The sequence below is a fragment of the Desmospora activa DSM 45169 genome (assembly GCF_003046315.1).
Taxonomy (GTDB): Bacteria; Bacillota; Bacilli; order Thermoactinomycetales; family DSM-45169; genus Desmospora; species Desmospora activa.
Genome location: NZ_PZZP01000002.1, coordinates 546,166 through 569,576, shown reverse-complemented (window position 1 = coordinate 569,576; position 23,411 = coordinate 546,166). Strand labels below are relative to the sequence as shown.

The 23,411-nt window shown below is 46.7% G+C and carries 26 protein-coding genes, 2 tRNA genes and 1 other RNA gene; 3 read left to right on the top strand and 26 right to left on the bottom strand.

Going from position 1 to position 23,411, the window contains the following annotated elements:
- Window positions 1-276: 276 nt before the first annotated feature.
- The 8 genes from C8J48_RS16030 to C8J48_RS15995 form a co-directional block, all read right to left on the bottom strand.
- The gene (locus C8J48_RS16030) at window positions 277-549 is read right to left on the bottom strand and encodes a pro-sigmaK processing inhibitor BofA family protein (RefSeq protein WP_107728232.1); all 273 of its coding nucleotides are present in this window, start codon (window positions 547-549) and stop codon (window positions 277-279) included.
- 103 nt (window positions 550-652) lie between these two features.
- Entirely contained in the window at window positions 653-1,639 is a 987-nt protein-coding gene (locus C8J48_RS16025; protein ID WP_107728231.1) for a CPBP family intramembrane glutamic endopeptidase, read from the bottom strand.
- Between the two features lie 19 nt (window positions 1,640-1,658).
- The gene (gene recR, locus C8J48_RS16020) at window positions 1,659-2,255 is read right to left on the bottom strand and encodes a recombination mediator RecR (protein ID WP_107728230.1); all 597 of its coding nucleotides are present in this window, start codon (window positions 2,253-2,255) and stop codon (window positions 1,659-1,661) included.
- Window positions 2,256-2,452: 197 nt separating this feature from the next.
- On the bottom strand, window positions 2,453-2,764 hold the full coding sequence (locus tag C8J48_RS16015) for a YbaB/EbfC family nucleoid-associated protein (RefSeq protein ID WP_107728229.1): 312 nt from the start codon (window positions 2,762-2,764) through the stop codon (window positions 2,453-2,455).
- Window positions 2,765-2,779: 15 nt separating this feature from the next.
- Window positions 2,780-4,567: a DNA polymerase III subunit gamma/tau gene (gene dnaX / locus C8J48_RS16010; RefSeq protein ID WP_107728228.1), complete on the bottom strand. Its 1,788-nt coding sequence runs from the start codon at window positions 4,565-4,567 to the stop codon at window positions 2,780-2,782.
- Between the two features lie 136 nt (window positions 4,568-4,703).
- Window positions 4,704-6,173 carry an ATP-binding protein gene (locus tag C8J48_RS16005; RefSeq protein WP_245891252.1) on the bottom strand — a complete coding sequence of 490 codons (1,470 nt, stop codon included), beginning with the start codon at window positions 6,171-6,173 and terminating at the stop codon, window positions 4,704-4,706.
- A gap of 430 nt (window positions 6,174-6,603) precedes the next feature.
- Window positions 6,604-6,869, bottom strand: an RNA gene (ffs, locus tag C8J48_RS16000) — signal recognition particle sRNA large type.
- A 114-nt stretch (window positions 6,870-6,983) separates the two neighbouring features.
- Complete coding sequence (locus C8J48_RS15995) at window positions 6,984-8,375, bottom strand: DHA2 family efflux MFS transporter permease subunit (RefSeq protein ID WP_107728280.1); 1,392 nt, start codon at window positions 8,373-8,375, stop codon at window positions 6,984-6,986.
- A gap of 490 nt (window positions 8,376-8,865) precedes the next feature.
- Here C8J48_RS15995 and C8J48_RS15990 point away from each other — a divergent pair, with 490 nt between their 5' ends.
- Window positions 8,866-10,197: a helix-turn-helix domain-containing protein gene (locus C8J48_RS15990; protein ID WP_107728227.1), complete on the top strand. Its 1,332-nt coding sequence runs from the start codon at window positions 8,866-8,868 to the stop codon at window positions 10,195-10,197.
- 391 nt (window positions 10,198-10,588) lie between these two features.
- On the opposite strand, the gene C8J48_RS15985 is transcribed toward C8J48_RS15990, so the two are convergent.
- The 6 genes from C8J48_RS15985 to C8J48_RS15960 all read right to left on the bottom strand — a co-directional run bounded on the left by C8J48_RS15985 (window position 10,589) and on the right by C8J48_RS15960 (window position 14,792).
- Entirely contained in the window at window positions 10,589-11,323 is a 735-nt protein-coding gene (locus C8J48_RS15985; protein ID WP_107728226.1) for an ABC transporter permease, read from the bottom strand.
- 2 nt (window positions 11,324-11,325) lie between these two features.
- Window positions 11,326-12,045 (bottom strand): ABC transporter ATP-binding protein, encoded by a 720-nt coding sequence (locus C8J48_RS15980; RefSeq protein ID WP_107728225.1) that lies wholly within the window; start codon window positions 12,043-12,045, stop codon window positions 11,326-11,328.
- Complete coding sequence (locus C8J48_RS15975) at window positions 12,045-12,515, bottom strand: DUF3021 domain-containing protein (protein ID WP_107728224.1); 471 nt, start codon at window positions 12,513-12,515, stop codon at window positions 12,045-12,047. The genes C8J48_RS15980 and C8J48_RS15975 overlap by 1 nt, the downstream gene beginning before the upstream one ends.
- Window positions 12,516-12,524: 9 nt before the next feature.
- Window positions 12,525-12,965: a LytTR family DNA-binding domain-containing protein gene (locus C8J48_RS15970; protein ID WP_107728223.1), complete on the bottom strand. Its 441-nt coding sequence runs from the start codon at window positions 12,963-12,965 to the stop codon at window positions 12,525-12,527.
- A gap of 251 nt (window positions 12,966-13,216) precedes the next feature.
- Window positions 13,217-13,408, bottom strand: coding sequence for a hypothetical protein (locus C8J48_RS18850; RefSeq protein WP_170105625.1), 192 nt, complete (start codon window positions 13,406-13,408; stop codon window positions 13,217-13,219).
- Window positions 13,409-13,877: 469 nt separating this feature from the next.
- Window positions 13,878-14,792, bottom strand: a complete 915-nt coding sequence (locus C8J48_RS15960) for an arginase family protein (RefSeq protein ID WP_107728221.1) — start codon at window positions 14,790-14,792, stop codon at window positions 13,878-13,880.
- Between the two features lie 104 nt (window positions 14,793-14,896).
- Here C8J48_RS15960 and C8J48_RS15955 point away from each other — a divergent pair, with 104 nt between their 5' ends.
- Complete coding sequence (locus C8J48_RS15955) at window positions 14,897-15,238, top strand: winged helix-turn-helix transcriptional regulator (protein WP_107728220.1); 342 nt, start codon at window positions 14,897-14,899, stop codon at window positions 15,236-15,238.
- 194 nt (window positions 15,239-15,432) lie between these two features.
- On the opposite strand, the gene C8J48_RS15950 is transcribed toward C8J48_RS15955, so the two are convergent.
- From C8J48_RS15950 to C8J48_RS15905, 11 genes are all read right to left on the bottom strand, one after another.
- Window positions 15,433-15,524: transfer RNA gene (locus C8J48_RS15950), tRNA-Ser, on the bottom strand.
- A 109-nt stretch (window positions 15,525-15,633) separates the two neighbouring features.
- Window positions 15,634-16,104: a tRNA adenosine(34) deaminase TadA gene (gene tadA, locus C8J48_RS15945; protein ID WP_281261226.1), complete on the bottom strand. Its 471-nt coding sequence runs from the start codon at window positions 16,102-16,104 to the stop codon at window positions 15,634-15,636.
- Window positions 16,105-16,114: 10 nt separating this feature from the next.
- Entirely contained in the window at window positions 16,115-16,552 is a 438-nt protein-coding gene (locus C8J48_RS15940; protein ID WP_107728218.1) for a Fur family transcriptional regulator, read from the bottom strand.
- A gap of 22 nt (window positions 16,553-16,574) precedes the next feature.
- Window positions 16,575-17,414, bottom strand: a complete 840-nt coding sequence (locus C8J48_RS15935) for a metal ABC transporter permease (protein ID WP_107728217.1) — start codon at window positions 17,412-17,414, stop codon at window positions 16,575-16,577.
- A gap of 36 nt (window positions 17,415-17,450) precedes the next feature.
- The gene (locus C8J48_RS15930; protein ID WP_245891250.1) at window positions 17,451-18,233 is read right to left on the bottom strand and encodes a metal ABC transporter ATP-binding protein; all 783 of its coding nucleotides are present in this window, start codon (window positions 18,231-18,233) and stop codon (window positions 17,451-17,453) included.
- A 445-nt stretch (window positions 18,234-18,678) separates the two neighbouring features.
- Window positions 18,679-18,754: transfer RNA gene (locus C8J48_RS15925), tRNA-Arg, on the bottom strand.
- A 161-nt stretch (window positions 18,755-18,915) separates the two neighbouring features.
- Window positions 18,916-19,056 carry a hypothetical protein gene (locus C8J48_RS18845; protein ID WP_170105623.1) on the bottom strand — a complete coding sequence of 47 codons (141 nt, stop codon included), beginning with the start codon at window positions 19,054-19,056 and terminating at the stop codon, window positions 18,916-18,918.
- A 137-nt stretch (window positions 19,057-19,193) separates the two neighbouring features.
- Window positions 19,194-21,041 (bottom strand): asparagine synthase (glutamine-hydrolyzing), encoded by a 1,848-nt coding sequence (gene asnB / locus C8J48_RS15920; protein WP_107728216.1) that lies wholly within the window; start codon window positions 21,039-21,041, stop codon window positions 19,194-19,196.
- A 46-nt stretch (window positions 21,042-21,087) separates the two neighbouring features.
- Window positions 21,088-21,324 carry a hypothetical protein gene (locus C8J48_RS15915; protein WP_107728215.1) on the bottom strand — a complete coding sequence of 79 codons (237 nt, stop codon included), beginning with the start codon at window positions 21,322-21,324 and terminating at the stop codon, window positions 21,088-21,090.
- 9 nt (window positions 21,325-21,333) lie between these two features.
- Entirely contained in the window at window positions 21,334-21,570 is a 237-nt protein-coding gene (locus tag C8J48_RS15910) for a hypothetical protein (RefSeq protein ID WP_170105621.1), read from the bottom strand.
- A gap of 24 nt (window positions 21,571-21,594) precedes the next feature.
- Window positions 21,595-21,819, bottom strand: coding sequence for a hypothetical protein (locus tag C8J48_RS15905; RefSeq protein ID WP_107728214.1), 225 nt, complete (start codon window positions 21,817-21,819; stop codon window positions 21,595-21,597).
- Between the two features lie 149 nt (window positions 21,820-21,968).
- Between C8J48_RS15905 and C8J48_RS15900 the strand changes: the two genes are divergently transcribed.
- Complete coding sequence (locus tag C8J48_RS15900; RefSeq protein ID WP_107728277.1) at window positions 21,969-22,241, top strand: hypothetical protein; 273 nt, start codon at window positions 21,969-21,971, stop codon at window positions 22,239-22,241.
- Between the two features lie 225 nt (window positions 22,242-22,466).
- Here the strand turns inward: C8J48_RS15900 and C8J48_RS15895 are convergent, their stop codons facing one another.
- Window positions 22,467-23,147: a protein kinase domain-containing protein gene (locus C8J48_RS15895; protein ID WP_107728213.1), complete on the bottom strand. Its 681-nt coding sequence runs from the start codon at window positions 23,145-23,147 to the stop codon at window positions 22,467-22,469.
- Between the last annotated feature and the right edge of the window lie 264 nt (window positions 23,148-23,411).

The following is a 23,411-nucleotide window of genomic DNA, read 5'->3' as shown; positions in this document are numbered from 1 at the left end:
AGCCAGGATCAAACTCTCCATAAAAAGAGCTTGAAACGCTCATAATAAGAATTGAACAGGGTCGTTCATTCGCTCTTCAGTTTTCAAGGAACGCTTGTTGCTTCAGGCTTTTCCAGCCCTGCCGCCTCTTGCGGCGACAAGATCTATCTTATCAAACCGTGATGATCTTGTCAACAACTTTTTTTGAAGTTGTTTTTTTGTTTCGCTGCCGTGTTGCGGCGACAGATATTAATTTAACATGGGCAGGCTTTTACGTCAAGAGGTTTTTTTATCTTTTTACCCACCCACTAAAAACAATTTGACTACGATCAGACAAATCAGCCCCGGTAATCCCAGCAAACCGGTAATCATCGCTGTTACTGGATTGATGGGTAGGCGAAAATCGATCAGATCTCCCGCCAAGTTTAAAACAAACAGCACCAACCCACCGACGGCTGTATACAAAATTCCATACCACACCCAGCGCAAAGGCTTGATAATCGATCGACTAATCACCATCAGCAATAATAAGGAAGCCACCCCCACCAACAGCCACCATCCCCATTGCATCCGACTCGCTCCTTTCCGCTGCCATCGTCATCCTGACGGTCATCCATTTGCATTGCCTAGTACAAGCCTATGAACGCAAGCGAGGGAGTAGAACAGGGGCATCCTAAAAGCCAAATACTTCAAATAACACAGACACGGAGTTGTTCACAATATGAAACAGAATGGGTGCCCACAGGGAACGAAACCAAGCATACAAGATCCCCATCACCAAACCCATGGCCAACAACGGCGCAAAAAAAGCGACGTCAGCATGAAAGAGGGCAAAAATCACAGAAGAGAGTAGAATGCTCAATCCTACACCAATTTTGCGCCACATCAGCTTCATCAACAATCCGCGAAAAACCACTTCCTCAGCGATTGGACCCACCACCCCGATGATGAGCAGCTGAAATAATACAAACACCCAACCCGACTCCACCGCTTGGCTGATCCCTGCTGAAATATCGTCTTCGCGCCAGGATGCCAGCTCCAGGTTAAACCATCGTGCCACCGGTTCCGTCACCAGCGAATCCAGGAAAAAGAAGACCAACAGATAAGAGCCCGCCACCACACCGATCATCATGAGCCAGCGACTTGCACGGGGTCGATCAAAGCCCAGCGCTTCCCAAGAGCCGCGAAACAACACCAATGCTGTTCCCACCATAATAAAGTGTGGCAAGAAGGAAAAGAAAGAGTCTAACCATTCCAAGCCTCCAAAACCGGAAATAAAAAAATAAGGAAAAAGCGTCACCATGGTAAGAAATTGCACCCAGGCAAAATAATAAACCACCGTTAAGCCTTCGACCTGCTTTTGGAATGCGAATTTCTCATAGGCAAAGTTCTGAACCGAGCCGGTTAATATAAACAGCAGCGAAGAAATGAAGGTAACTATCATCCATAACAAGTATTGAAATGCAATCCACAAACTTGGTGTCTCCGCACTTTGGATGCGCCATAAGCCTTCCTCTGTTTTTTGCCATTCCAACGTGGATAGCTCCATCGGAACCATATAAAAAAAACTGATACAAAGAAACCATGCACACCAATGGCGCAATTGAGCCAGCGGAGGTTGCGAATGTGATTCAGCAGTGGTGGATTGGGCAGGCAGCAAGGTTAAACCATCCCCTCTATTATAGCTCTCTTCGTCCTTCTAACGCCTTGGTCAAAGTAACTTCATCGGCATATTCCAAATCACCGCCGACGGGCAAGCCATGGGCAATGCGGGTTACTTTTAGCCCAACTGGTTTAACCAGACGCTGTAGATACATCGCAGTCGCTTCCCCTTCAATATTGGGATTGGTGGCCAAAATGAGTTCCGCGACCGTTTCATCTTCCAACCGTTTCAACAATTGCGGGATGCTTAACTCATCCGGGCCGATCCCCTCTATCGGGGAGATCGCTCCGTTTAAAACATGGTACAAACCGTTGTATTCCTTCGTCCGTTCCATCGCAATCACGTCCCGAGGATCCTGTACAACACAAATGACGGAACGATCCCGGTTCTTATCCGCGCATACATTGCAAACGTCCTGATCGGTGATGTTGCTGCAAATACGGCATTGCCGCAGATCCCGTTTGGCCCGGGCCAATGCTTTTGCCAAGTCTAATACGTCTTCTTCCTCCATCACAAGTACATGAAACGCCAATCGCTGCGCTGTTTTTGGTCCAATACCCGGCAAGCGCATAAATCCCTCGATCAATTTGGAAATCGGTTCAGGTACATACAACGCGGTCACTCCTTTTGATTTAGGATAAGAAAAGCCTGTTCCTAAGAACAGGCAGAGGCTGCTAATAAACCGATCGTGGGGCGGTCGGGGGTGGTGATCCGCCTCCGCTCCATGCGTGGCAGAGTCGCTCGCCGAACCACCACCCCTCCCTGTTTTCTAACTCAGGTTATAAGATCAAACCAATTTCGTGGTCGGCCTTAAAACATTCCAGGCAAGTTTAAGCCACCGGTCAATTTCCCCAGATCCTGCGCCGCCAACTCGTCCGCCTTTTTCATGGCTTCGTTGACAGCAGCTGTGATCATATCCTGTAGCATTTCTACATCTTCAGGGTCGACAGCCTCCGGGGCTATGGAAATATCCAACAACTGTTTGTGCCCGTTCATCCGAACTTTGACAACCCCGCCGCCGGCAGTGGCTTCCACTTCTTTGTTGCCCAGTTCTTCCTGAGCTTTGGCCATTTGTGCTTGCATCTTTTTCATCTGTTTCATCATTTGATTCATGTTTTTCATCGAAATTCCTCCCGATCAATCTGTAATCTCGATCATATCCTTACCAAAAAAATCAATGGCCTGTTTGACGGGATCATCATCCCGTTCACCCTGACCTCCGGCGACACTGTCGGCGGACTCCCCTTTAGAGGAAGTTGTTGAGGTAACGGGAGGGGCAGCCTGTTCTACGGGTTGGATGGCATCAAACTCTTCTTTCATCACCGTGATCAACCGTTGAGAAGAGCCCATCACTTCTTGCAACACTTCCTCGATCAATCCTTTGTTGCCTTCCCGTTCCGTGGTATCTCGATGAATGGCGTTGCGAAAGGCGATTAAGACGGCATCTTCCGCTGCAGCTACCGGTTCGCCATCGATCAGCCAAGCATGAACCGTGATTTTTCGCTCCTTTACCCTCCCCAACACCTCAGGCCATAACCCTTTTAACCGCTGCAACCGCTCGGGGGTAGAACGAGCCAGCATCGACGCAACCTCTCCCTTTGCCACCGGTGCGGGTCGAGGACGGGATGGCTGCACTTTCTTTTTGGGATTTGGTGAAGAAACCGATGCTGGGGGAGAAGCGTCAGCGGGTGCGGAAGTGGGTGCGGAAGTGGGTAGATGGGAACGCCCCCCTTTCCACTCCTCCCACTGCTGCCGCAACTGCCGTAACTCTTCTTTTAACCGGGCGATTTCCTGCACATCGTCCGTTTCCTTCCCCGCTGCGGCTTCAGTGGAATCCGGCGGACATTGGGTAAGATCTACCAACGCCACCTCCAGCAAAATCCGGGGCTGGGCCGCCCATTTCATCTGCTGTTGGGTGTAAATCAACCGCTCCAACACCCGCCCCAATCGCACCGCTGACGACTGGGTGGCGAGTTGCTCCAGTATGGCATCCCCGCCCAATCGCTGTTCTATCTCCTGCAAATCGGGAGCGGTCCGAATCAGCATCAAATCTCGCGTCAAATGAATGAGATCATGAATCAAGCGTTCCGCTTCCAAGCCCTCATTTAGTAAGCGGTCAACCCGTTCCAAGCAGTCTGACGGTTTTTGCTCCAGAATCCCGGCTACAATCGCGGCCAGGGATTGCCGAGAAGCAGACCCCGTCACTGCCAAAACCGCTTCTTCGCTTATTTTTCCGTCGTCGGCAAATGCCATCACTTGATCCAACAGACTGAGGGCATCCCGCATCCCACCGTCCGCCGCTTGGGCAATCACCGTTAAAGCGGCATCCTCTGCCGCCACATTCTGGGCTTCGCAAATCATGCGCAAACGCTGCAAAATCGCGGCCAGGGAAATACGGCGAAAGGAGAAGCGTTGACAACGGGAGATGATGGTGGCGGGCAGTTTATGTGGCTCCGTGGTTGCCAGAATAAAAACAACATGCTCCGGCGGTTCTTCCAATGTTTTAAGCAAGGCGTTAAAGGCTTCTGTGGTCAACATGTGAACTTCGTCAACGATATATACCTTGTAACGCACTTCAGAGGGAGCGTATTTCACTTTATCCCGCAGATCGCGAATCTCATCGACGCCCCTGTTGGAAGCGGCGTCAATCTCCACAACATCCATCAGGGAACCCGTTGTTATTTTGCGACATGCCTCACATTCATTACAAGGCTCCGGGGATGGGCCGTTGAGGCAGTTGATCGCCTTGGCCATAATCTTAGCTGTACTGGTTTTCCCTGTACCCCGTGGCCCGCTAAACAGATACGCATGGGAAAAGTGCCCTTCCGCCAATGCATTGGTCAAGGTTTTGGTCACATGCTCTTGTCCGATTAAATCAGCAAATGTCTGAGATCGCCATACCCGATACAAGGCCCGATAAGACACGAGCAACACTCCAAGCCCCGTTGAAAAACTAAATGACACGGGTGAGTTGATGCATTTATCATACTACACCAACCGGCTTTTTTCCAAAAGAATCACCCACCTGAAAAACAGGCGGGTATGAAAAAAATTAAGAGTCTCAATCCTCCATAACAGGAATGTGTACAGTGAAGGCCGTCCCATCCTCTAAAGACGAGAATTCCACTCTGCCTCCGATATCTTGGAGGATTCGTTTGCAAACGGACAAACCCAATCCTGTTCCATGTTCTTTGGTGGTAAAAAAGGGATCAAAAATCTTTTCCGCGGCGTGCGGGGGAATCCCAGGTCCGGTATCCCATACCTCAATCGCCAACTCTTTCCGATCCGTCATCGCAAACAGGCGGATGGTGAGAATGCCGCCATCTCCCATCGCCTCGATTCCGTTTTTGCACAGATTGAGGAAGACTTGTTTTAGCAGTTCTTTATCCGCTTTTACCCGCGGAAGGGATGGGTTCTCCACCTGAAAACGAACCTCTGTATTGTGAAGAATCGCTTCATTTTCAATGATCGGCAACAGCTCTTTCCAGATTTCATCCACTTGTACCGGACACATCCGAACACTTCGGGGTTTGCTCAACAGGAGAAATTCACCCAGCAGGTTGTTGATGCGGTCGATTTCTCGCAACATAATCTCCGTATAGCCCTGTTCTTTTAACTCTCCTTTTTCTTGTAGGGCGTGTTTCATCACTTGTAAAAACCCGCGAATCGAGGTGAGTGGATTTCGAATTTCATGGGCGGTACCCGCCGCAATCTGTCCGATCATCGCCAGCCGATCGTTTCGACGCACCTGCATTTCTAGGGATTGCAGTTGGGTCATATCCCGGATCAAGCAGTAGGCACCGATGATGTGATCCTCCCATCTGCCAAGGGGTTGATAATCCAACCGCACATCCAACCGCTTCTCTCCCACTACCCAGGAAACCGGCTGATCCCGAAATGGGATGCGATTCTGTATTTTCTCTAACAAGGAGGAAAGTTTCCCTGTTTCATCAATCGGATGATTAAATACATGTTCCACCGGTCGCCGCAAAACATCATTACGGTTGACGCCGATTAACATCTGAGCGGATCGATTTAGCTCATCCACCCTGCCGTTGCCGTCTAGAACAATAATCCCAAGCTGTAGATCGGCGGCCAATCGATCTATCCTGTGATGAAACAATCCCCATCCCCTGGATGCAGGATTAAAAATCAACAAATGATAACCATGTCCCTCAGAAGTTCCACTGATCCAATGAATTGTTGAAGGAAGAGGAGAGTAATCTGGGGACAACAGGCTTCCTTGTAACGTTAGCAGTTTAGGCTTACTCTCACCGGGGTGGAAAAGGTGGTGTTCCCCTTTTTCCGGCAACAACAACCACCGTTGAAAGGGTTGGTTGAGAACTGACGATCTCTCCCATCCGACCTGGCTCAGGAGAGATTGGCTCACTTCGATCACCTTTCCATGGTCATCCAGAACCAAAGCCGGCTGCGGCATCCCTTCCACCCACGATGTTAAATGATCCAACTTAACGTCGAGATGAAACGCAATGGGCACCTTCCGATCTCCTCCGTCCCCGGGTTTCTTCACATCCAGCCACCTCTCCGCCGCCATGACCGAATCCAGCGGTGACATGGCCCCCAGTTTGCTCTTGGTTTTTTATTCGCTTTTTACCTTGATCTTCCTTCTTTATTGAGAAACTTTCTATCTGAAGGGAGAAGGGATTTTTGAAAGCGAAGTGCCTTTGCTGTACCACTCAGCGGAAGCCCCGAGGGCGGGAAAAAGCGGTGCATTACAAGCACAAGTCTTGTTATGCCCAAGTCTCGCACTGCAACAGGTTTGAGCGATAGCGAGTTTTGCCCGCTCCCGCACTCGACTGTTGGAGCGGACAGTTCCCTTTTTTCTTTGCAAACAGCAAGAACACGTCAGCTTCAAAAATCCCTTCTATATATTTATAATGACAATCCAAAAAGGACTCGGGAAGATTCCCGAATCCTTATCATTCGTTTATATAGAGATACCGTGCACCTGCCTCTGACCTTTCCGCCTGAGCGGACTCGACTGATTTCGCTCAGATCAGGCACCCCTGCGGCACACGAAAGGATCTCCTTAGTGCTGCTTCCGTCAGGACCTGACACAGTTCAGAGGTTTCCGTTGCGCAGGACCTGTTCGTCAACACGTCCTCAATCGACCAGACCTCACACGGAGAAGACCTCGGGCAGGAATTCAACCCCGCTATGGCGGATTGCGGGTTACAGGGCACCGCAAGCTCCCCATCTAGCACGGTTTTTTTATTGTAACACACATGACCGTTTGAAACAATGTACGGCTTATTTCCAGACTAGGGGAAAGGATTATTGAGACTGCATGTTCTTACCAATTATCATTCAGATCGTCAACCTATGCTTCAGGATGTGCTGCCGACCGCTTAATAAACAAAGCGAGAACAAAACCCACCACCGCAAAGATCATTCCGATGGAAAAGGCGCCTTGCACTCCGGCCGTCAGCGCTTCTACTTGCCGAATGGGTGCAGTAGGATCACTAACGGATGCCATGTATTTACTTTGACCGGCAGTCATGATACTGATGAATAAGGCAACCCCAATCGCTCCCGCCACTTGCTGTAATGTATTTAAAATAGCGGTACCGTGCGGATAATATCGACGGGGCAACTGATTCAGACCATTGGTTTGCACAGGCATCATCACCATGGCGATTCCAATCATCAATAAGGAATGTAAAAGAATCAACGCTGGTATAGAAGTGGTTGGCGTAATGCCGGCGATAAACCACATCACCACCATCACAATGATCGTACCGGGAATAACCAGCATTCTCGGCCCATACTTATCGAACAGCCGCCCCACCACCGGTGAAATAAAGCCGTTCAGAATCCCGCCAGGCAAGAGAATCAGCCCGGTTATAAAAGCACTTAAAGTAGCCGCACCCTGGAGGAACATCGGCAAAATAATAATTGTCGAAAAAAGCGTCATCATCATAATCATCAGCTGCACTGTTGCCAAGGAAAACATGGGGTATTGAAAAGCGCGAACATCCAGTAGCGGCTCTTTCACTTTTAATTGACGCCATAAGAATAACAGCAGCGATATTCCGCCGACACCGAGGGGAATATACACCTCCGGACTCATCCAGCCCCCATTCCCTTCTCCCGCACTGCTAAAACCAAACACCACACCACCAAAGCCGAGGGTAGAAAGCAGGATTGAGATGATATCCACTTTTGGCTTTGTTACTTCCCATACATTCTTCAGATAAATGCTTGAAACCACAATGGATAAAAGCGCAAATGGCAGAACGAGAAAAAACAGCCAGCGCCAGTGCAGCGTTTCAACGATCAATCCGGACAGAGTGGGGCCAATGGCCGGTGCGAACATAATCACCAACCCAATCGTTCCCATCGCTCCCCCGCGCTCATGCGGCGGGTAAAGCACCAAAATCGTATTCATCATCACAGGCAGCAACAAGCCCGTCCCCCCTGCTTGAATCAAGCGGCCGATCAGCAATATGGAAAAATTGGGGGATATTCCACAAACAAATGTACCGATCGTAAATAAAATCATCGCTCCGAAAAACATCTGCCTCGTTGTAAACCATTGGTTCAGCAGTGCCGTTACCGGAACCAAAACCCCCACAACAAGCATAAAACCAGTTGCCAACCATTGGATTGTTGCGGCGGTTACCTCCAATTCCTCAATCAGATCCGTATAGGCGACATTTAATAATGTCTCATTTAAAATGGCAAAAAACGCTCCGACAATCAACGAGATCATGATTGGCGCTCTTTTTAATTGTTTTTGCTCTCTCCACTCAGCATTTTCCGTATCGATCGTATTCAACCGTTAGTCCTCCATCTCAGATGTTTTTAATTGCCGTAATCAATCATGATCGAGGATTCCTGACATCCCAGGTCATATTAGGATTGATCTTTTTTGCACACAAAAAACCACAAGCAACTCCCTTGCCGGTGGTTGATCGGTTTCATTCGTTCTTACGATTGATTTGCACCTCAAAATCGCTGACGAATAAGTCCGTCAGCGGTCACAAGTCCCAATGTGGTAACCGTGTATGTGTTCACTCGTGCTACTATTATATACATTTTATGAACATATATCAACTTTAAACAGTAAGTGTGGAAGATTATAATATCAAAATCGGATTATATGAAGCTTCTTTTGATTTTATTCTCCTACAACCGTTCCAATTAAATTCAATTAGCGGTAAAATTAAGATATATCTGTTACCGAGGGAGGGTGAACAGTCGTGAAAACGGTTGAACTCCATGAAATCGGCGAAATTATACGGAAAGTCCGTAAACAGAGAGGGTTCCGTTTGGAAGATTTGGCGGATGATAATATTTCCCCCGCTACCATCAGCAACATCGAACGCGGTGTCCCTCATGTCAGCATGAACAAAGCCCTATACCTGTTGGAAAAGCTAAACATCGAAACCCACCAAGTCCCCTATCTACTGATGGAAGAAGAGAATGAGATCAAAAGCCATCAACTGGATATGGATATGATTGAGACTTTATTTAAGCTCAATAAACATGATCAAGCCTTGAAAGAGATTGAAGAGTTAAACTTAGAGGATAATCATCCTCTAGCCGCGACTGCTTCTATGTTAAAAGGGCGTTGTCTCAATGCTAAGGGACAGCATAGACGGGCGGAAAGAGCTTATTATCAGGCGATTAAACTGGCTAATCAACACCCCTACAATCAACAAACCAACGTCGAGGCTTCCAGCTTTTGCGATCTTGGCGTTTGTGCCTATTTACAAAATGACTTGGAAAGCGCAATCCAATTTACCAATAGTGGTATCGATGCCTACAAGGAAAACGGAGATCGCTCTTACCTCCGCTATAATCTTCTTCGTAATAAGGCGATCTACTTAGAACGGTTGGGACATATTCACGAAGGGATGCGGGTCGTTGAGGAGATATGGGATGAACGTTTTGGAATTTATGATGTGGATACCCTTCTCACCATTTATTGGGCCCGGATTGAGTTTTTAAGAAGGACAGGCTGTGAAGAGGAAGCGATTAAATGTGCACAGGAAGGGTTAAAACTGTCCATTCGCAACCAGCATTATAGATCGATCTTTGAAACCTGGACCCAGTTGGGCTGTATCTATACGACATTGGGGGATTTGGCAAAAGGAGAAGCTTGCTTTACTACTGCACTGCAAGCAAAAGATTTTCTCCCTGATCAAAGGTTGGCCTCCACCACCTATGTAATGCAGGGATTATTGTATCTTCATCTGCAAAAGTATGCAGAAGCAAAGGAATCATTTGCACAAGCGATCCAGATCTCAGAAAAGGCGAATGATGCTCCTCGATTAATCTATGCTCTCATCGGCATGGGTGATTATATGAAGGAAAATGAAGAACTCAAGGATGCTATCCCATATTACCAACGCACGTTGGAGCTGGCTCAAAAACACAAACTTAAAAAACAGGAGTATAAAGCTTTATATAAACTAGCGGAATGTTGGAACGCAATCGATGAGAAGGAATTCATCAATTGTATGCGAAATATGTATGCAGTAAAAAAAGAACTTGAGGAAGAGGGTGATTTTTTTGGTGAGATGGACTAAGCTCTCAATCATCGCAGCTATGGCACTTTTTACATTCTTCACGGCTTCTAACGTTTCTGCTACAACCTATGTAGTTACGGATACATCCACAACTAAAAGTGAACCTGGTAACGGTTAAAGATAGTAACCCCCATCAATTCCATTAAAATCTAACCATCGCTTAACCCGCAAAAGGAAACCGCTTAAACGGTTTCCTTTTGCCTTTACCCACGACTTCGTCATTAAACTGGCCCGAGTGATGAATGAGACTGAACGTTTTCATTTCTCTATTGATCCTGGTCACGGCTCAAATCAACATAGTTAAAAGTCTTTTTAGCCCTTGGCAGTTCAGAAGAAAAAAAGCGGTGGATCTTCTAGAATCACGCTATGTTCATTTGTTTTCGACCCCTTCTTAATTTTTCATTAACTTTTTAAAACCTAAAATGGCGATCACAAAAATCACGATTGTGTAACTGATGACCCAAAGCAACGGCACGATTATATCTCCATATTCACCCGCCAACGCTGCTCTAGTGGCATCAACGGCATGAGCAAACGGGAGAAGATACGCAATCGTTTTAAATGTGTCACCAACCATATCCAATTCAAACCATGTGCCGCTTAACAACGCGGAGAGGTTGACGAAGATCGCGGAAACTCCGTTCACTTGTTTATCTGTTAGGTACGTCCCTAATAACACACCAAATCCAATATATAGAAACGCAATCCACACAAGTACGATGATTGAAGCCAAGATGTTCATACTAAAAGGTAAACCCAATAAAAAGGCAGCAAGATAGCACATGGCTGTTTGTAGAATCGCAACGGATAATAAGGGAAGAGAGTATCCGACGATATAATCTTTTGCCGTCATCGGCGAAGCAAATATACGCATTAAAAACGAACTACTTTTATCTTTTCCCAACAGCAATCCGGAAAATAATGTGATAAATGTGAAGCTAAATACGATCACACCTGGGATTAAGTTTTCGATACGAAATAAATCAGAGGGCATTTGCGGCATATTTTTTTGAATGGCGGAGAAGAGCCACATGATGAGAATTGGTAACCCGATGCCCAATATCAGTGTGATTGGATCACGCAAGATTTCTTTACGATTGCGCTGTGTAAAGGCAAGAGCTCTCATCCTTAACCCTCCTCCGTCAATGAAAGGAATACATCTTCTAACGTTTCTTGACTGGTTTGCCGTTTTAACTCTTCAATGGTACCCAGTGCATGTAATTTCCCATTATGCATAATACCAACGCGGTCCACTAATGCTTCCACTTCTCCTAAATAATGTGTTGTCAATATAATTGTCATTTTCCCCTTTAGTTCCAATAAAACCTTCCACAGATTGCGTCTTGCGCGCACGTCTAAACCAAGGGTTGGCTCATCTAAAAAGAGAATTTCTGGGTTTGAGATCATTGCCATTGCAATACTTAACCTACGCTGTAACCCACCTGATAACGATTTCGCTTTACTTTTCGCACGATCGGTTAGACCAAATCTCACCATCAGTTCATCCGCCTTTTGTTCCGCCGTATCTTTATTCAATCCATATATCCTTGCAACAAACTCTAAATTTTCCCTTGCCGTAAGATTGGGGGCAACGGCGGATTCTTGTGGAGAAAGGTTGATTTTTTGCTTTACTGCTGCTGGATTTTGAACGATGCTATCCCCATTCATCCAAGCATCACCGCTTGCAGGTGTCAGCAAACCGCTCAACATTTTAACGGTTGTTGTTTTCCCCGCAGCATTTTGACCGAGTAGAGCAAAAAATTCACCCTTTTCAATCATTAATGATAAACCGTCTACTGCTGTACGATCATTAAACCTCTTTGTTAACTTTTTTATGACAATCGCCATTACTCATCCCCCTCTGTTTCCTTCAATTTCATCTGAATCGAGCGGTTGATCTGTTTGATGTCCTTTTTGGAAAAGGTATACTGCAACCAGCCGATCAGCGGATAGATCCCTATAATGTTTAGCAGGATAATCCAGATACCGATATACAGTTCCGGCACCCACAATAGGAAGACGATCGGTACCCATACACTGGTGGTGACAATGAAATGGACGGCATATTGCTTGAATAATCCCCATTTCGCAATATCAAATACAAGTGACGTCGTTGCAAACGTAATGCCGATACAGCCAGTCAACATCATTTGCACGATGACTGCGGTCCATTCATTTGGAAAGTGTGCACCAAAATGATCGATAACAGGAAGATAGGTCCCTTGACCCAATTGTAATGAAATTAGAATCTGAACCATTTGCCCTCCAAAAACCCCTGTAACAAAACCACCTATGATTCGACTAAGTATCAATTTCATCATTTCACCTCATATTCCAAACAAGTTCTTGATCTTTTTTACATAGCGACGGGACGCATACGTTTTAATATCCCCTTTTAGCGCTACACCAATGGTTCCGGTCATACTAATATCCATGTTTGTAATCATTCGGATATTGACTATCTCTGAATTAGAAATGCGGACAAACCATTTACGATCCAGTTTTTCTTCCAGTTCATATAATCTTAAACGGACCGTATATATCCCATCTTTGGTTTGAACATAAACTTTTTGTTTCTCTGTATAAATTCGGATAATATCCTTGCAAGAGATGATTACAACGCCACGATGGGAAAATACGGCTAAAGAATCCATCGTACTTTCGGATAATCGTTTGATTAGCTCCGTAATTTCGTCTGTCATTTTATCAGTTAGGATGATGATTTTCGGTTCTTTACAAGACGGATCAATGGAGACTTCCACTTTCATTGCATCACATCCCTTTAGAGTCACTATATAAGGAACCCTGCTCCTTGTATATCAATTACCAACAATCGGTCGTTTTCGGACGATAAGCGGTTTCGATGGAGACCGATGCGATATTAAGCTGAACATAAAAAAAGGGGCCGACTTCTTTTAAACAAAAACGGGCTCTTGGCTTGGTGTCAACATCATGGAAATCACATAACATGCCTAGTGTGGATAACCCTAGACATACAAAGGAGGGTGGTTAATGGACCTCAACCGAGAGCATCACAAGCATCATGATCATCATAAGCATCATCATCACAGGCACCACAAACATCATGATCACCACAGACATTATTATCACATGGATTACCACGCGCTGAAAAAAGCTTACTACCATTGTAAAAAAGCCTACAAGTACATGGAAAAGGCGATGAAACATCATCATTTGGAAAGTTCTTCAAGCTCCTCATCCTCTTCAACCCATATGAATGATACATTGGGAAGCTCGGATACTTCTAGTTAATCTCCCTTGTTAATGCACCCTGACACTAGGGTGCATTCCTTTCATAAAACCGACAGGATGTATACGAAACATGTGAGGAGGTGAGCGGAATGATGTTCAGTCCCTTTTATATACCGCCGTGGATGGTTTACACGCGATCCACTTTCTATTTTGGTCCATTCTATTTTTACCCTTGGTGGAAAAATAACCCCCCGATTGATCCTGATATCCCTGAAGGGCCATTACGCCCACCGGAGGGCCCTTTGCGACCCGAATTATAGAGGTCGCGCTTTTTTAATGACATTACTGTAACGTGATTGCGGGTAAAATTTTATCAATCACAGCAGGTCAATCGTAATTTCAGCAAATAAAAAGGGTTTCGCAATTGCGAAACCCTTCATTGTTCTATTATAACTCCGTTTTTGACTTTAGTTATTTAAAATAGGTATTTCTGCAAGCAGATTCTTCAAGTTAATAGAGTCCCATGGCAAATGCTCCGTTATACCTAATCCAACTATATCTGTTTCTTCAGATAGTTCTTTAATCAGATTAAGCAGTTGAGGCATTTGCATTGTTCCCGCAGGAGATAAATGAAAGGGTTCTTCAGGGTTGGCGAATAATAAAGAACGAAATGCCTTTGGGTCAAGTACGTCTAAATCAAGGTGTATAGCTAGGTGCTTAATGCCACTTTCTTTAATCCACTCTTTTACAGATTCAGTACTGTTCGTTAACTCTTGGGTTCCAGCAGTTCGAATACCTAGTCTTTGAATTACTTCTGTATCCGGTTCTGTAGGAGCGATACCGAGTCTTTGAAACGCTTCTGAAATCTCTTTTGTTTGTTGTTCAGTAGGAGCTGCTAATCCCGCGATAAAGACATTTTCTGGTTTTAAAGGGATTTCCACATGTTTTACGAACTCCTCATCTCCTATTCCCAAGAGATTCCCGAGAGGTAATGCATGTCCGTTATCATACCCAACATAATTAACTAAGTCGGAGTGAGCATCGATCCAAATTAAACCTAATTCCCCCCCATATCGTTCGTTTAAATAGGCAAATGGGGCTTGCTCGACTAAGCAATCACCACCAAACATGACAATGCGATCGGGTTTATGAGCATTAATGATATGCTGAGCAGCCTCTAATTGTTCAAGTAGCTGTGTTCTTCCATTCATACCGTTCTCATTTTCAAGTGGAGTTCCATCGTAAGCTTGAACTGGAACATGAATAAGAGGTTGATCATTTTCTGGAGCTAGCCATGCAAGCAGTTCGGCTCCAAAAGAGTAGTTAGGGTTGTTCCCACCTTGCCATTGTGGCATAAAAAGACGTATTGTTTTTTTAGTCATTTTTCCTCTCCTTTACTTAAACCTATGGTCAGTATAAAATGAACGCAAATAAAAAAATAGTACGCTCTTTTTTGATAGATACTACCCGAAAGGATAGTGCTAATATGGGTATGGCTGAATATAAAGGTAAAATAAAAAATATTCAAGATACACCTTTTGGTTATACTATTTCAGTTATTGGTGGCAAATGGAAAATGGTTATCATTTACCTACTAGCAGAAAACCAACCGGTTCGCTTTAATGATCTGAAAAGACAAATAGGAGCTATTACTTATAAAACATTGAGTTCACAACTAAAAGAATTGGAAGCAGATGGTCTGGTAAACCGGAAAGAGTATCCTCAAGTTCCCCCTAAAGTCGAGTACAGTCTTACAAATAAAGCGGAAACTCTATTACCAGTTTTAGAAGGATTATGTGAGTGGGGAGTAAAAAACCAAAATAATTAAATCCGAATTCCTGATTGCTCTTTGTAGATCAAGAAATGTAGAAATACCGGACAGGTACCCAAAAGTAAGTATCAGAGTGGTTAAGTCGTTCCACCATTACGATCACAATGGACACATTTTCTCATGTCATGCCCAACATGCAAAAAGAAGCCGCCCAAAAATTGGACGGCTTTCTGTTTTAAAACCCTTCTATTTGGCGGAGAGGGTGGGATTCGAACCCACGGTACGGCGTGAACCGCACAACGGTTTTCGAGACCGCCTCCTTCGACCACTCGGACACCTCTCCATGTTTTTCAATCTGACAATGAACAATTTTATCGGATACTCCGGCAAAAGTCAAGGCGTCGAGCTACGATAAAATTCGTTTTCTTGGCCCGATCACTTTTCAGCAGCCTCTATTTAGGCTTATTTTTCTTTTTCGCCCGTAACTCACGGAAAAAGCGGGTGAGCAGCGCCCCGCACTCCTCCCGCATCCAGCCGTCCACTACCTCGGTCTGATGGTTTAAGCGCGGATCTTGCAACAGGTTCATCAGAGTACCGGCGCAACCACCCTTGGGATCGGTCGCACCGTAAATCACCCGCTCCATACGTGCCAGCATGATCGCTCCAGCACACATCGGACACGGTTCCAAGGTCACATAGAGGGAACAGTCGGTCAGCCGCCAACTTCCCAAGGTGTGGGCCGCCTCCCGAATCGCTATCATCTCGGCATGGGCGGTTGGATCTTGATCCGTTTCGCGCAAATTGTACCCCCGACCGATAATGTGATCATCCTTTACCACAACCGCTCCAATCGGCACCTCACCGATCGCCTGCGCCTGCTGTGCCTGTGCGATCGCCTCCAACATAAAATAGTCGTGATTCACTCTGCTTCCCTCACTTGACCGCTTGCTCGTCCGGATTGATTTCACAATCCTGACAGTAGCCGTATATCTCAAATTTGTGATCGGTAATCGTAAAATCTGCCGGTTTTCCCAGGAGTGCATTCATCGGGCAAAGGTTGAGCGGCTTAGTCCGACCACACTGTTTGCAGATCAAGTGATGGTGGTGATGATCCCCGCCACAATGAAAGCGATAGCGTCGCTCTCCTTCCCATTCCGTCCCTTCAACAATACCCAGGTCTTCAAACAGGGAGAGATTGCGGTATATCGTATCAACGCTTAGACCGGGAAATTGGCCTTGCATCTCCTCCATTACTTCTTTAGCCGTCAAGTAACGGTCCTCCCGGCTGAATATCTCCACCATCGTTTCCCGTTTACCCGTGTATTTATAACCTTTTTGCTTCAATCGATTTAGCGCTTGTTCCACATTCATGGATATCGCCCCTATCCATTCCCTAATTACCGATACGCCGGAAGCGTTTGACCGCTACCACGACTGCCAAAATGACGACAGACACCAAAATGATGGTGCCACCAGAGGCCCAATCAAAGTAAAAAGCGGCAGCTAATCCTGAAAACACCGCAATTTGCGCAAAAAATACGGATAAAAACAGGGTTTGCTTAAAACTGTTGGCAATTTGTAGGCTGGCAGCCACCGGTAGGGTAATCAACCCCGATACCAATAATATCCCCACCACACGGATCGATGCGGTGATTACCATCGCCACCGCCAAACTGAATAAAAGGTTGATCCAGCGACGGGGAATACCGCTAAAGACGGCACTCTCCTCATCAAAGGAAAGGGCAAACAATTCTTTGTAAAAGAGCGAAACCAACAGGAACACCACGACACCCGTCACAATGATGACATAAAGCTCTGACTGGCCGACGGCCAAAATACTTCCAAACAGATAACCAGCCACATCCACATTAAAGCCGTCGCCAGCACTGATCAACACCACACCCAATCCAATTCCGCCGGACATAATGACAGGAATAGCCAATTCCTGGTAAGATCGGTATAACCCGCGCAATTGCTCTACAAAAACGGAGGCCCCCATGGAAAAACCCATCCCGAAATAGAGGGGATGAACCGATTGTAGTGCGGGAAAACTCTTTTGTAACAACAACCCCGCCGCCACTCCGGATAAGGTAACATGTGCCAGGGCATCGGCGATTAACGACAGCCGCCGTACCACCAAAAAGACTCCCACTACTGGGGAGATCAATCCGATGATCATTCCAGCTAGTACAGCCCGTTGCATAAATTCATACTGCAGGATCATCTCTATCATATCAAATTGGATGCCATTGCCGCACCCATGACCTCCTCACCCGATGGAACACGACTGATGACCATGTTCCAATACTGTCACTTTATGCCCGTAAGCTTTTGTCAAAATCTCTTGGCTTCGTAGCGAAAATTCATCGGATTTCCCATGGAAAAAGAGCTGTTTATTTAAACAAGCGATCCGATCGACATAAGTCGTTATCGCACCGATATCATGACTGACCAACAGCAGTGTCAACCCTTTTTCCCGATGCAGATTCAGCAATAGATCATAAAACTGCTCCGATGAGTGGGCATCCACCCCAACGGTGGGTTCATCCAAAATCAATAAATCAGGATCGCTTACCAACGCCCGCGCGATAAAGGCGCGCTGTTGTTGCCCGCCGGAAAGCCGCCCGATATTGCGATCAGTATAAGGCGTCAACCCTACCTGCTCAATCGCCTGCAGTACCCGTTCCCAGTTTTTACGCGTCATGCGCCGGAATAAACCCAATTTGCCGTAAAGCCCCGACGCCACGACTTCCCGTACTGTAGCCGGAAAGCCCAGATTAAAACTGTTCGCCTTTTGTGAAACATAACCAATGCGAGACCACTCTCGAAACCGGCGCTGCGGCGTTCCAAACAGATCAACTTCTCCTTGATCAGGGGAGAGCCCGCCCAGTGTCAACTGAATCAAGGTCGACTTTCCCGAACCGTTAGGGCCGACCAGTCCGAGAAATTCCCCTCGTTTTAACGACAGGTCAATCCCTTCCAGTACCGGTTGCGATCCGTATGCAAAGTGGACTCCCCTCAATTCCAAGATTGTATCCATCACAACTGCCATGGAAAACGCTGCAATGGCAAAATATGCCTTTCCATGGCGACCCTCCAATCACTTGAGAGATAAGGTCTCTTTTTTATCGTCCTCTTATTACCTGTGTGTACTTATTATAAACGATACCCATCAAAATGTAAAACGTAAGTATTACGTTTTAGCACCCAACTCTTGAGATTTTACAATCGGACAACCCGCAGATCACAGCAGACGAATCTAAACGGTTACAATGCCGTTCTCGCACTAATACTTTTTTTTACCACAAAATAAAGACCGCCTTCCTTCGGATCGTTGCGTATCTTCACGCTTTGAACCGAAATAAAGGCGGCTACCAATTCTTGTGCAGAAGTGGGTGTGAAACTATGTGCTATCGTTAAGCTTTCCATTAGGCTTAACGGGCGGAAATAGGGGGGTACCCCCGCAGGCCTGCTAAAATCCGCATCATTTCTACCTTTGGTGCGCCCGAGAGGAGTCGAACCTCCGACACGCGGTTTAGGAAACCGCTGCTCTATCCACTGAGCTACGGGCACATATCGTAGTCATTATTTTATCATGGATGAAAACGCAGTCGCAACCCATCAAAAAAAGGACCACCCAATGGCAGTCCATTCAATTGGCAGCTGAATTACGGGAGAACACGATCTTCTCTCCAAGATGAAGTTTAATCGATACACACTTCAATCATACCCGGTTAACCTTTACTGGAACGTTTTCGACGATGGCTGCCCCGTTTTTTTTGATGCTCTTTCCAACGGCCGAGCGACTGCGGTAATTCCAACAACACCCGTAGCAGTGACACAATCGCAACCATCAATTGAACCCATTTCTCCATGCTCCTGCCCCCTTTTTGGCGAAGGTGGTGATGGGGAGCGGTTCAGTCCTTGTTTTGATTATAGAACATTAGTTCGTATTTTGATAGGCTTTCGACAAAGTTTTTGCACAAAAAAATTTGCCCCTCTTGGGGCGATCTCAATCCACCAAACGAACGCGATAATCGCGCATCCACTGATCCAATTGAATCCAATGGGCGAACAGCTGTGGCACGTTCATCAATTGGCCGAACCAAGGCAAGTTGACCTGGGTAAGGTCTCCCGTTGCAAAGGAGCGAACAGCATCGCGATCCAACAACTGACAAACGGGTGCGTTGGGATCATCCAGGATGTGTAGCGCTTGCTCTTTTACCGCTTGTAGATATGCCGGATTATGGGTTTTGGGGTAGGGGCTTTTTTTGCGAAACAGAACATCATCGGGCAAAATCCCCTTCATCGCTTCCCGGAATAATCCTTTTTCCCGTCCATTTAGTCGCTTCATCGACCAGGGGATATTCCAAACGTACTCCACCAAGTGGTGATCACAAAACGGAACGCGCACTTCCAACCCCACCGCCATGCTCATACGATCTTTCCGGTCCAACAGTGTCGGCATCCAGCGGGTTAGATTGAGGTAAAAGATCTCCCGAATACGGGCTTCCAGCCCTTCCTCCCCTTCCAGCCGCGGCACCTCTGCCATAGCTTCGCAATAACGGTCCTGAACATATTCTTGCGGCCGAATCGCCCCCCGTATCTCCGGCGCCAAAAAAGAGACACGCTCGTGGATATGGCGAGACCATGGGAAGGTATCCGCTTGGATCATTTCTTCACGGTGAAACCAAGGATACCCCCCAAACACTTCATCGGCACACTCCCCGGACAATACCACTGTTGCATGTTTTTTAATCTCCCGGCAAAACAGGAGCAAAGAAGCATCCACATCGGTCATGCCGGGCAAATCGCGCGCCAAAAGTGCATGGGAAAGGGATTCTGCCAACTCCGCATTGTCAATCACAATCGGGTAGTGGTTGGAATCGATCGCCTGGGACATGCGCTTGACCCACGGCGCATCCGCATTGGGCTGAAATTCGTTGGGTTGAAAGTAGCGATCGTTTCCGTCGTAATCAACGGAGAAAGTGGAGAGCGCCCCTTTGCCCGTATTCCGGAAATAACGGGCTGCGCATGCGGATATCGCACTGGAGTCCAATCCGCCGGAGAGCATCGTGCCGATGGCCACATCCGATACCAGCTGCCGCTCAACCGCATCGGTAAAAAGCTGACGTACCCGCTCGATCGTAGTCGGCAAGTCATCGGTGTGCGGACGGCTTTCCAATTGCCAGTACGCTTCCACCCGTTGCGAATGGCGCGTCACCTTCATCCAATGGCCAGGACGCAGTTCTTTCACCCCTTTAAACACACCGTGACCCGGCGTGCGAGAGGGGCCCATCGCCAATACTTCCGCCAACCCTTCCGCATCGACTTCTGCGGTGATGTCAGCATGAGCCAACAACGATTTTAACTCCGATCCAAAAAAAACAGATCCCTTACGGATTGTGTAAAACAAAGGCTTTACCCCGATCCGATCCCGGGCCAAAAACAGACTCTGCTCCCGCTCATCCCAAATAGCAAAAGCAAAAATACCGTTTAGATGTGCGGGGGCATCTGTTCCCCATTGGGCGTATGAAGCCAAAACCAACTCCGTATCGGAACGGGACTGAAACGTATGCCCCCTTACTGTCAGTTCGCGGGAGAGCTCATCCATATTGTACAATTCACCGTTGTAGGTGATCACCAGGTTGCGATCCCCATAACGGCGGATCATCGGCTGTACGCCACCTTCCGGATCGATGACGATTAAGCGACGATGGGCTAATCCGGTGCAGGGGGAGAGCCAGATTCCCTCCGCATCGGGCCCGCGTGGAATCAGGGTTTGATTCATTTTTTCCAACCAGTCGCGCCTAAGGCTTAGATCTCGTTCCCAATCAAGCCAACCCGAGATACCGCACATGGTTCATCCCTCCAAGACGGGCCAAGGTTTTCGTTTGTTTGATTTCTCAAATTTGCCCACCACCGACATTGTTTGCATCGATATTTACCATATCGGCTTTATCGGGGTCCCAGTTGACCAAGGTGCTGGTGGGAATATAGGAAACGCCATCCCCGATGGTAAAAACGCCATTGTTTTGCTTGGTGGCGTTTCGATTTTGCACCAGATTGATACCGACTCCCACGATCCCACCTTGGGTGACGATGTTGGTTTTTATTACTCCCACATGGAGATTGGTAAACATTCGCTCCACCTACACTTGTGGTGCCGCGATATCAGCTGCTTCAATCGAAGTTTGATCAATCAGATCCGTATCCCCATTCAGTTGAAAGAGGATCGGCGCTGCGCTCAAGCCGTCCCCAACGTTGAAGGATCCTTGGTTAGTCTTGGTAGAGGTTCGGTTTTGAACGATGTTCTGCCCAAAACCGAGTGTACCACCGCTATTGAGCTGATCATTTTTCACGAAACCGACATTTAAAAAAACTGGCATCCATCCTTCCTCCTCCAGCATTCCTTACGGGAAGATTGTGTTTTGTCTGTTGTCAGCATATTGATCAAAATCGTCCGGATCCATATTGATAGATGTATCGGTTGGAGCATGGATCGAACCACCTGCAAAAATAACCACACAATCGTTCCGTTTTAGTTGGTTACGACTTGATATCGCATTATCGCCAAATGTCACATTGGCGTGTTGGGAACAACGATCCACATCCAGCGATCGAATTGTGACCCCCATTCCATTCCCTCCCCGTCGCTTCTTTGTTTTCTGCTACTGTTTTACGCGGGAGGTGGGCAGAATGTGCATGCACCATTTTTTCATCTATGCGTATACTGGGCACGTATCCCTGTGAACCACGGCCCGAATACCAAAAGGAGGTGCCGATGGTGAAAGAGATCAACCTAACCATCAACATCAACAATATCAAGATTGTCTCCATGTCCACCGCCAGTACGGTAGCCATCGGCAATAGCGGAATCGCCAATCGGAACACCAGTAAAAGCAATGCTGGCCCTTCACCTGTCGTCGGCGGAGATGCCTATGTTCCCATTCAAAAGCAGATCACCTATGATCCTGACAATATGGACACTCCCGAATGGGGTGGCGATCACGTCATCAATGCGCCGGGCGCCTGTCCCCCTCCTGATCGCAGACAATAGCGGCAAAAAAGAAAGAGCAACCCGTCAGCGAGGTTGCCCTTTGTTCCTTGCGAATCCCTGCAATAACGGCAGGGTTTATATTGGCAAGCGTGATTTTCTTATGGTGATTCATCCTTTGGCACCGGACCAAACATCCTTGACAAGCGACCATCACTTGTTGCAGCTGATTCAAGAAGCATATTTATCCTCTCTACACAAGCTCTCAAAAGCCATGCTCAAAAGACATTATGAAGAATGGTATCTTTTTCTACGGTATTTCCGTCTTTTGCGGCGGGAGGAAGAGTAAGAGCGGGAAGAGTGGGAGTTGCTATGGGAACGGGAACCGGATGAACGATAACGATGGCGTCTCCGTTTGCGACGAGAGGAGGAGAAAAAGCCAAAACCGAATACATGGTATTTGAGATCCTGCAAATCTTCCGTCAATCGTTCTTTGTAATCTTCAGACTGATCGGTGTGGACAAAACGGCCGACATCCACAATTTTAATGCGATTATCGCGATCCACCATCACATTGTTTAGATGTAGATCCCGCGGAATAATCCCTACCTGATAACACTCTTCTACCACCTGTTCAATTTGCGTAAAATATGCATCCTTTAGCCCGTCTCCACTTTCTCGCTCCCGTGCCAAGGTCGTTCCATCGCATTTGTCCATCAGCATAAAGCGGTCTTCATAATAGTGGAGCGTCGGAAAGGCAGAATGGTGGTGAAGGCGGTTTAGCATCCGATAATCGTCGTTCTCACTGCCGTCTTCTTTAAACACTTTCACAGCAAAATTCTCATACTCATATACCCGACCACTCAATCCCTCACCCAGCAGACGACACTGATTTTGGATCTGTTTGTTGGCAACCATACTGGAAAGTTCATCGACAAGCTCACGATAAATGGGTTGAAAGGGTTTCATGATGGTTTAACTCCTTTTCACCGTATATTTTTATTTTAGCGAGAGATGTCCCCCGTTTCCATTGAATATTTTTTAAACTTCACCCTGACATAGGATTTATCCCATGTTTCACCGAAAAAATAGCACCTGACTCTAATATAAGGTGATCAATATGTCAACGATGGGAAGGAATTGGATTAAGCAAAATCAAAATAAGCAAGTGATGCAAAAAACCATCCCAAATCGGGACGGTTTCTTTTGTGTTAATCTAATTAAGCGGATTCT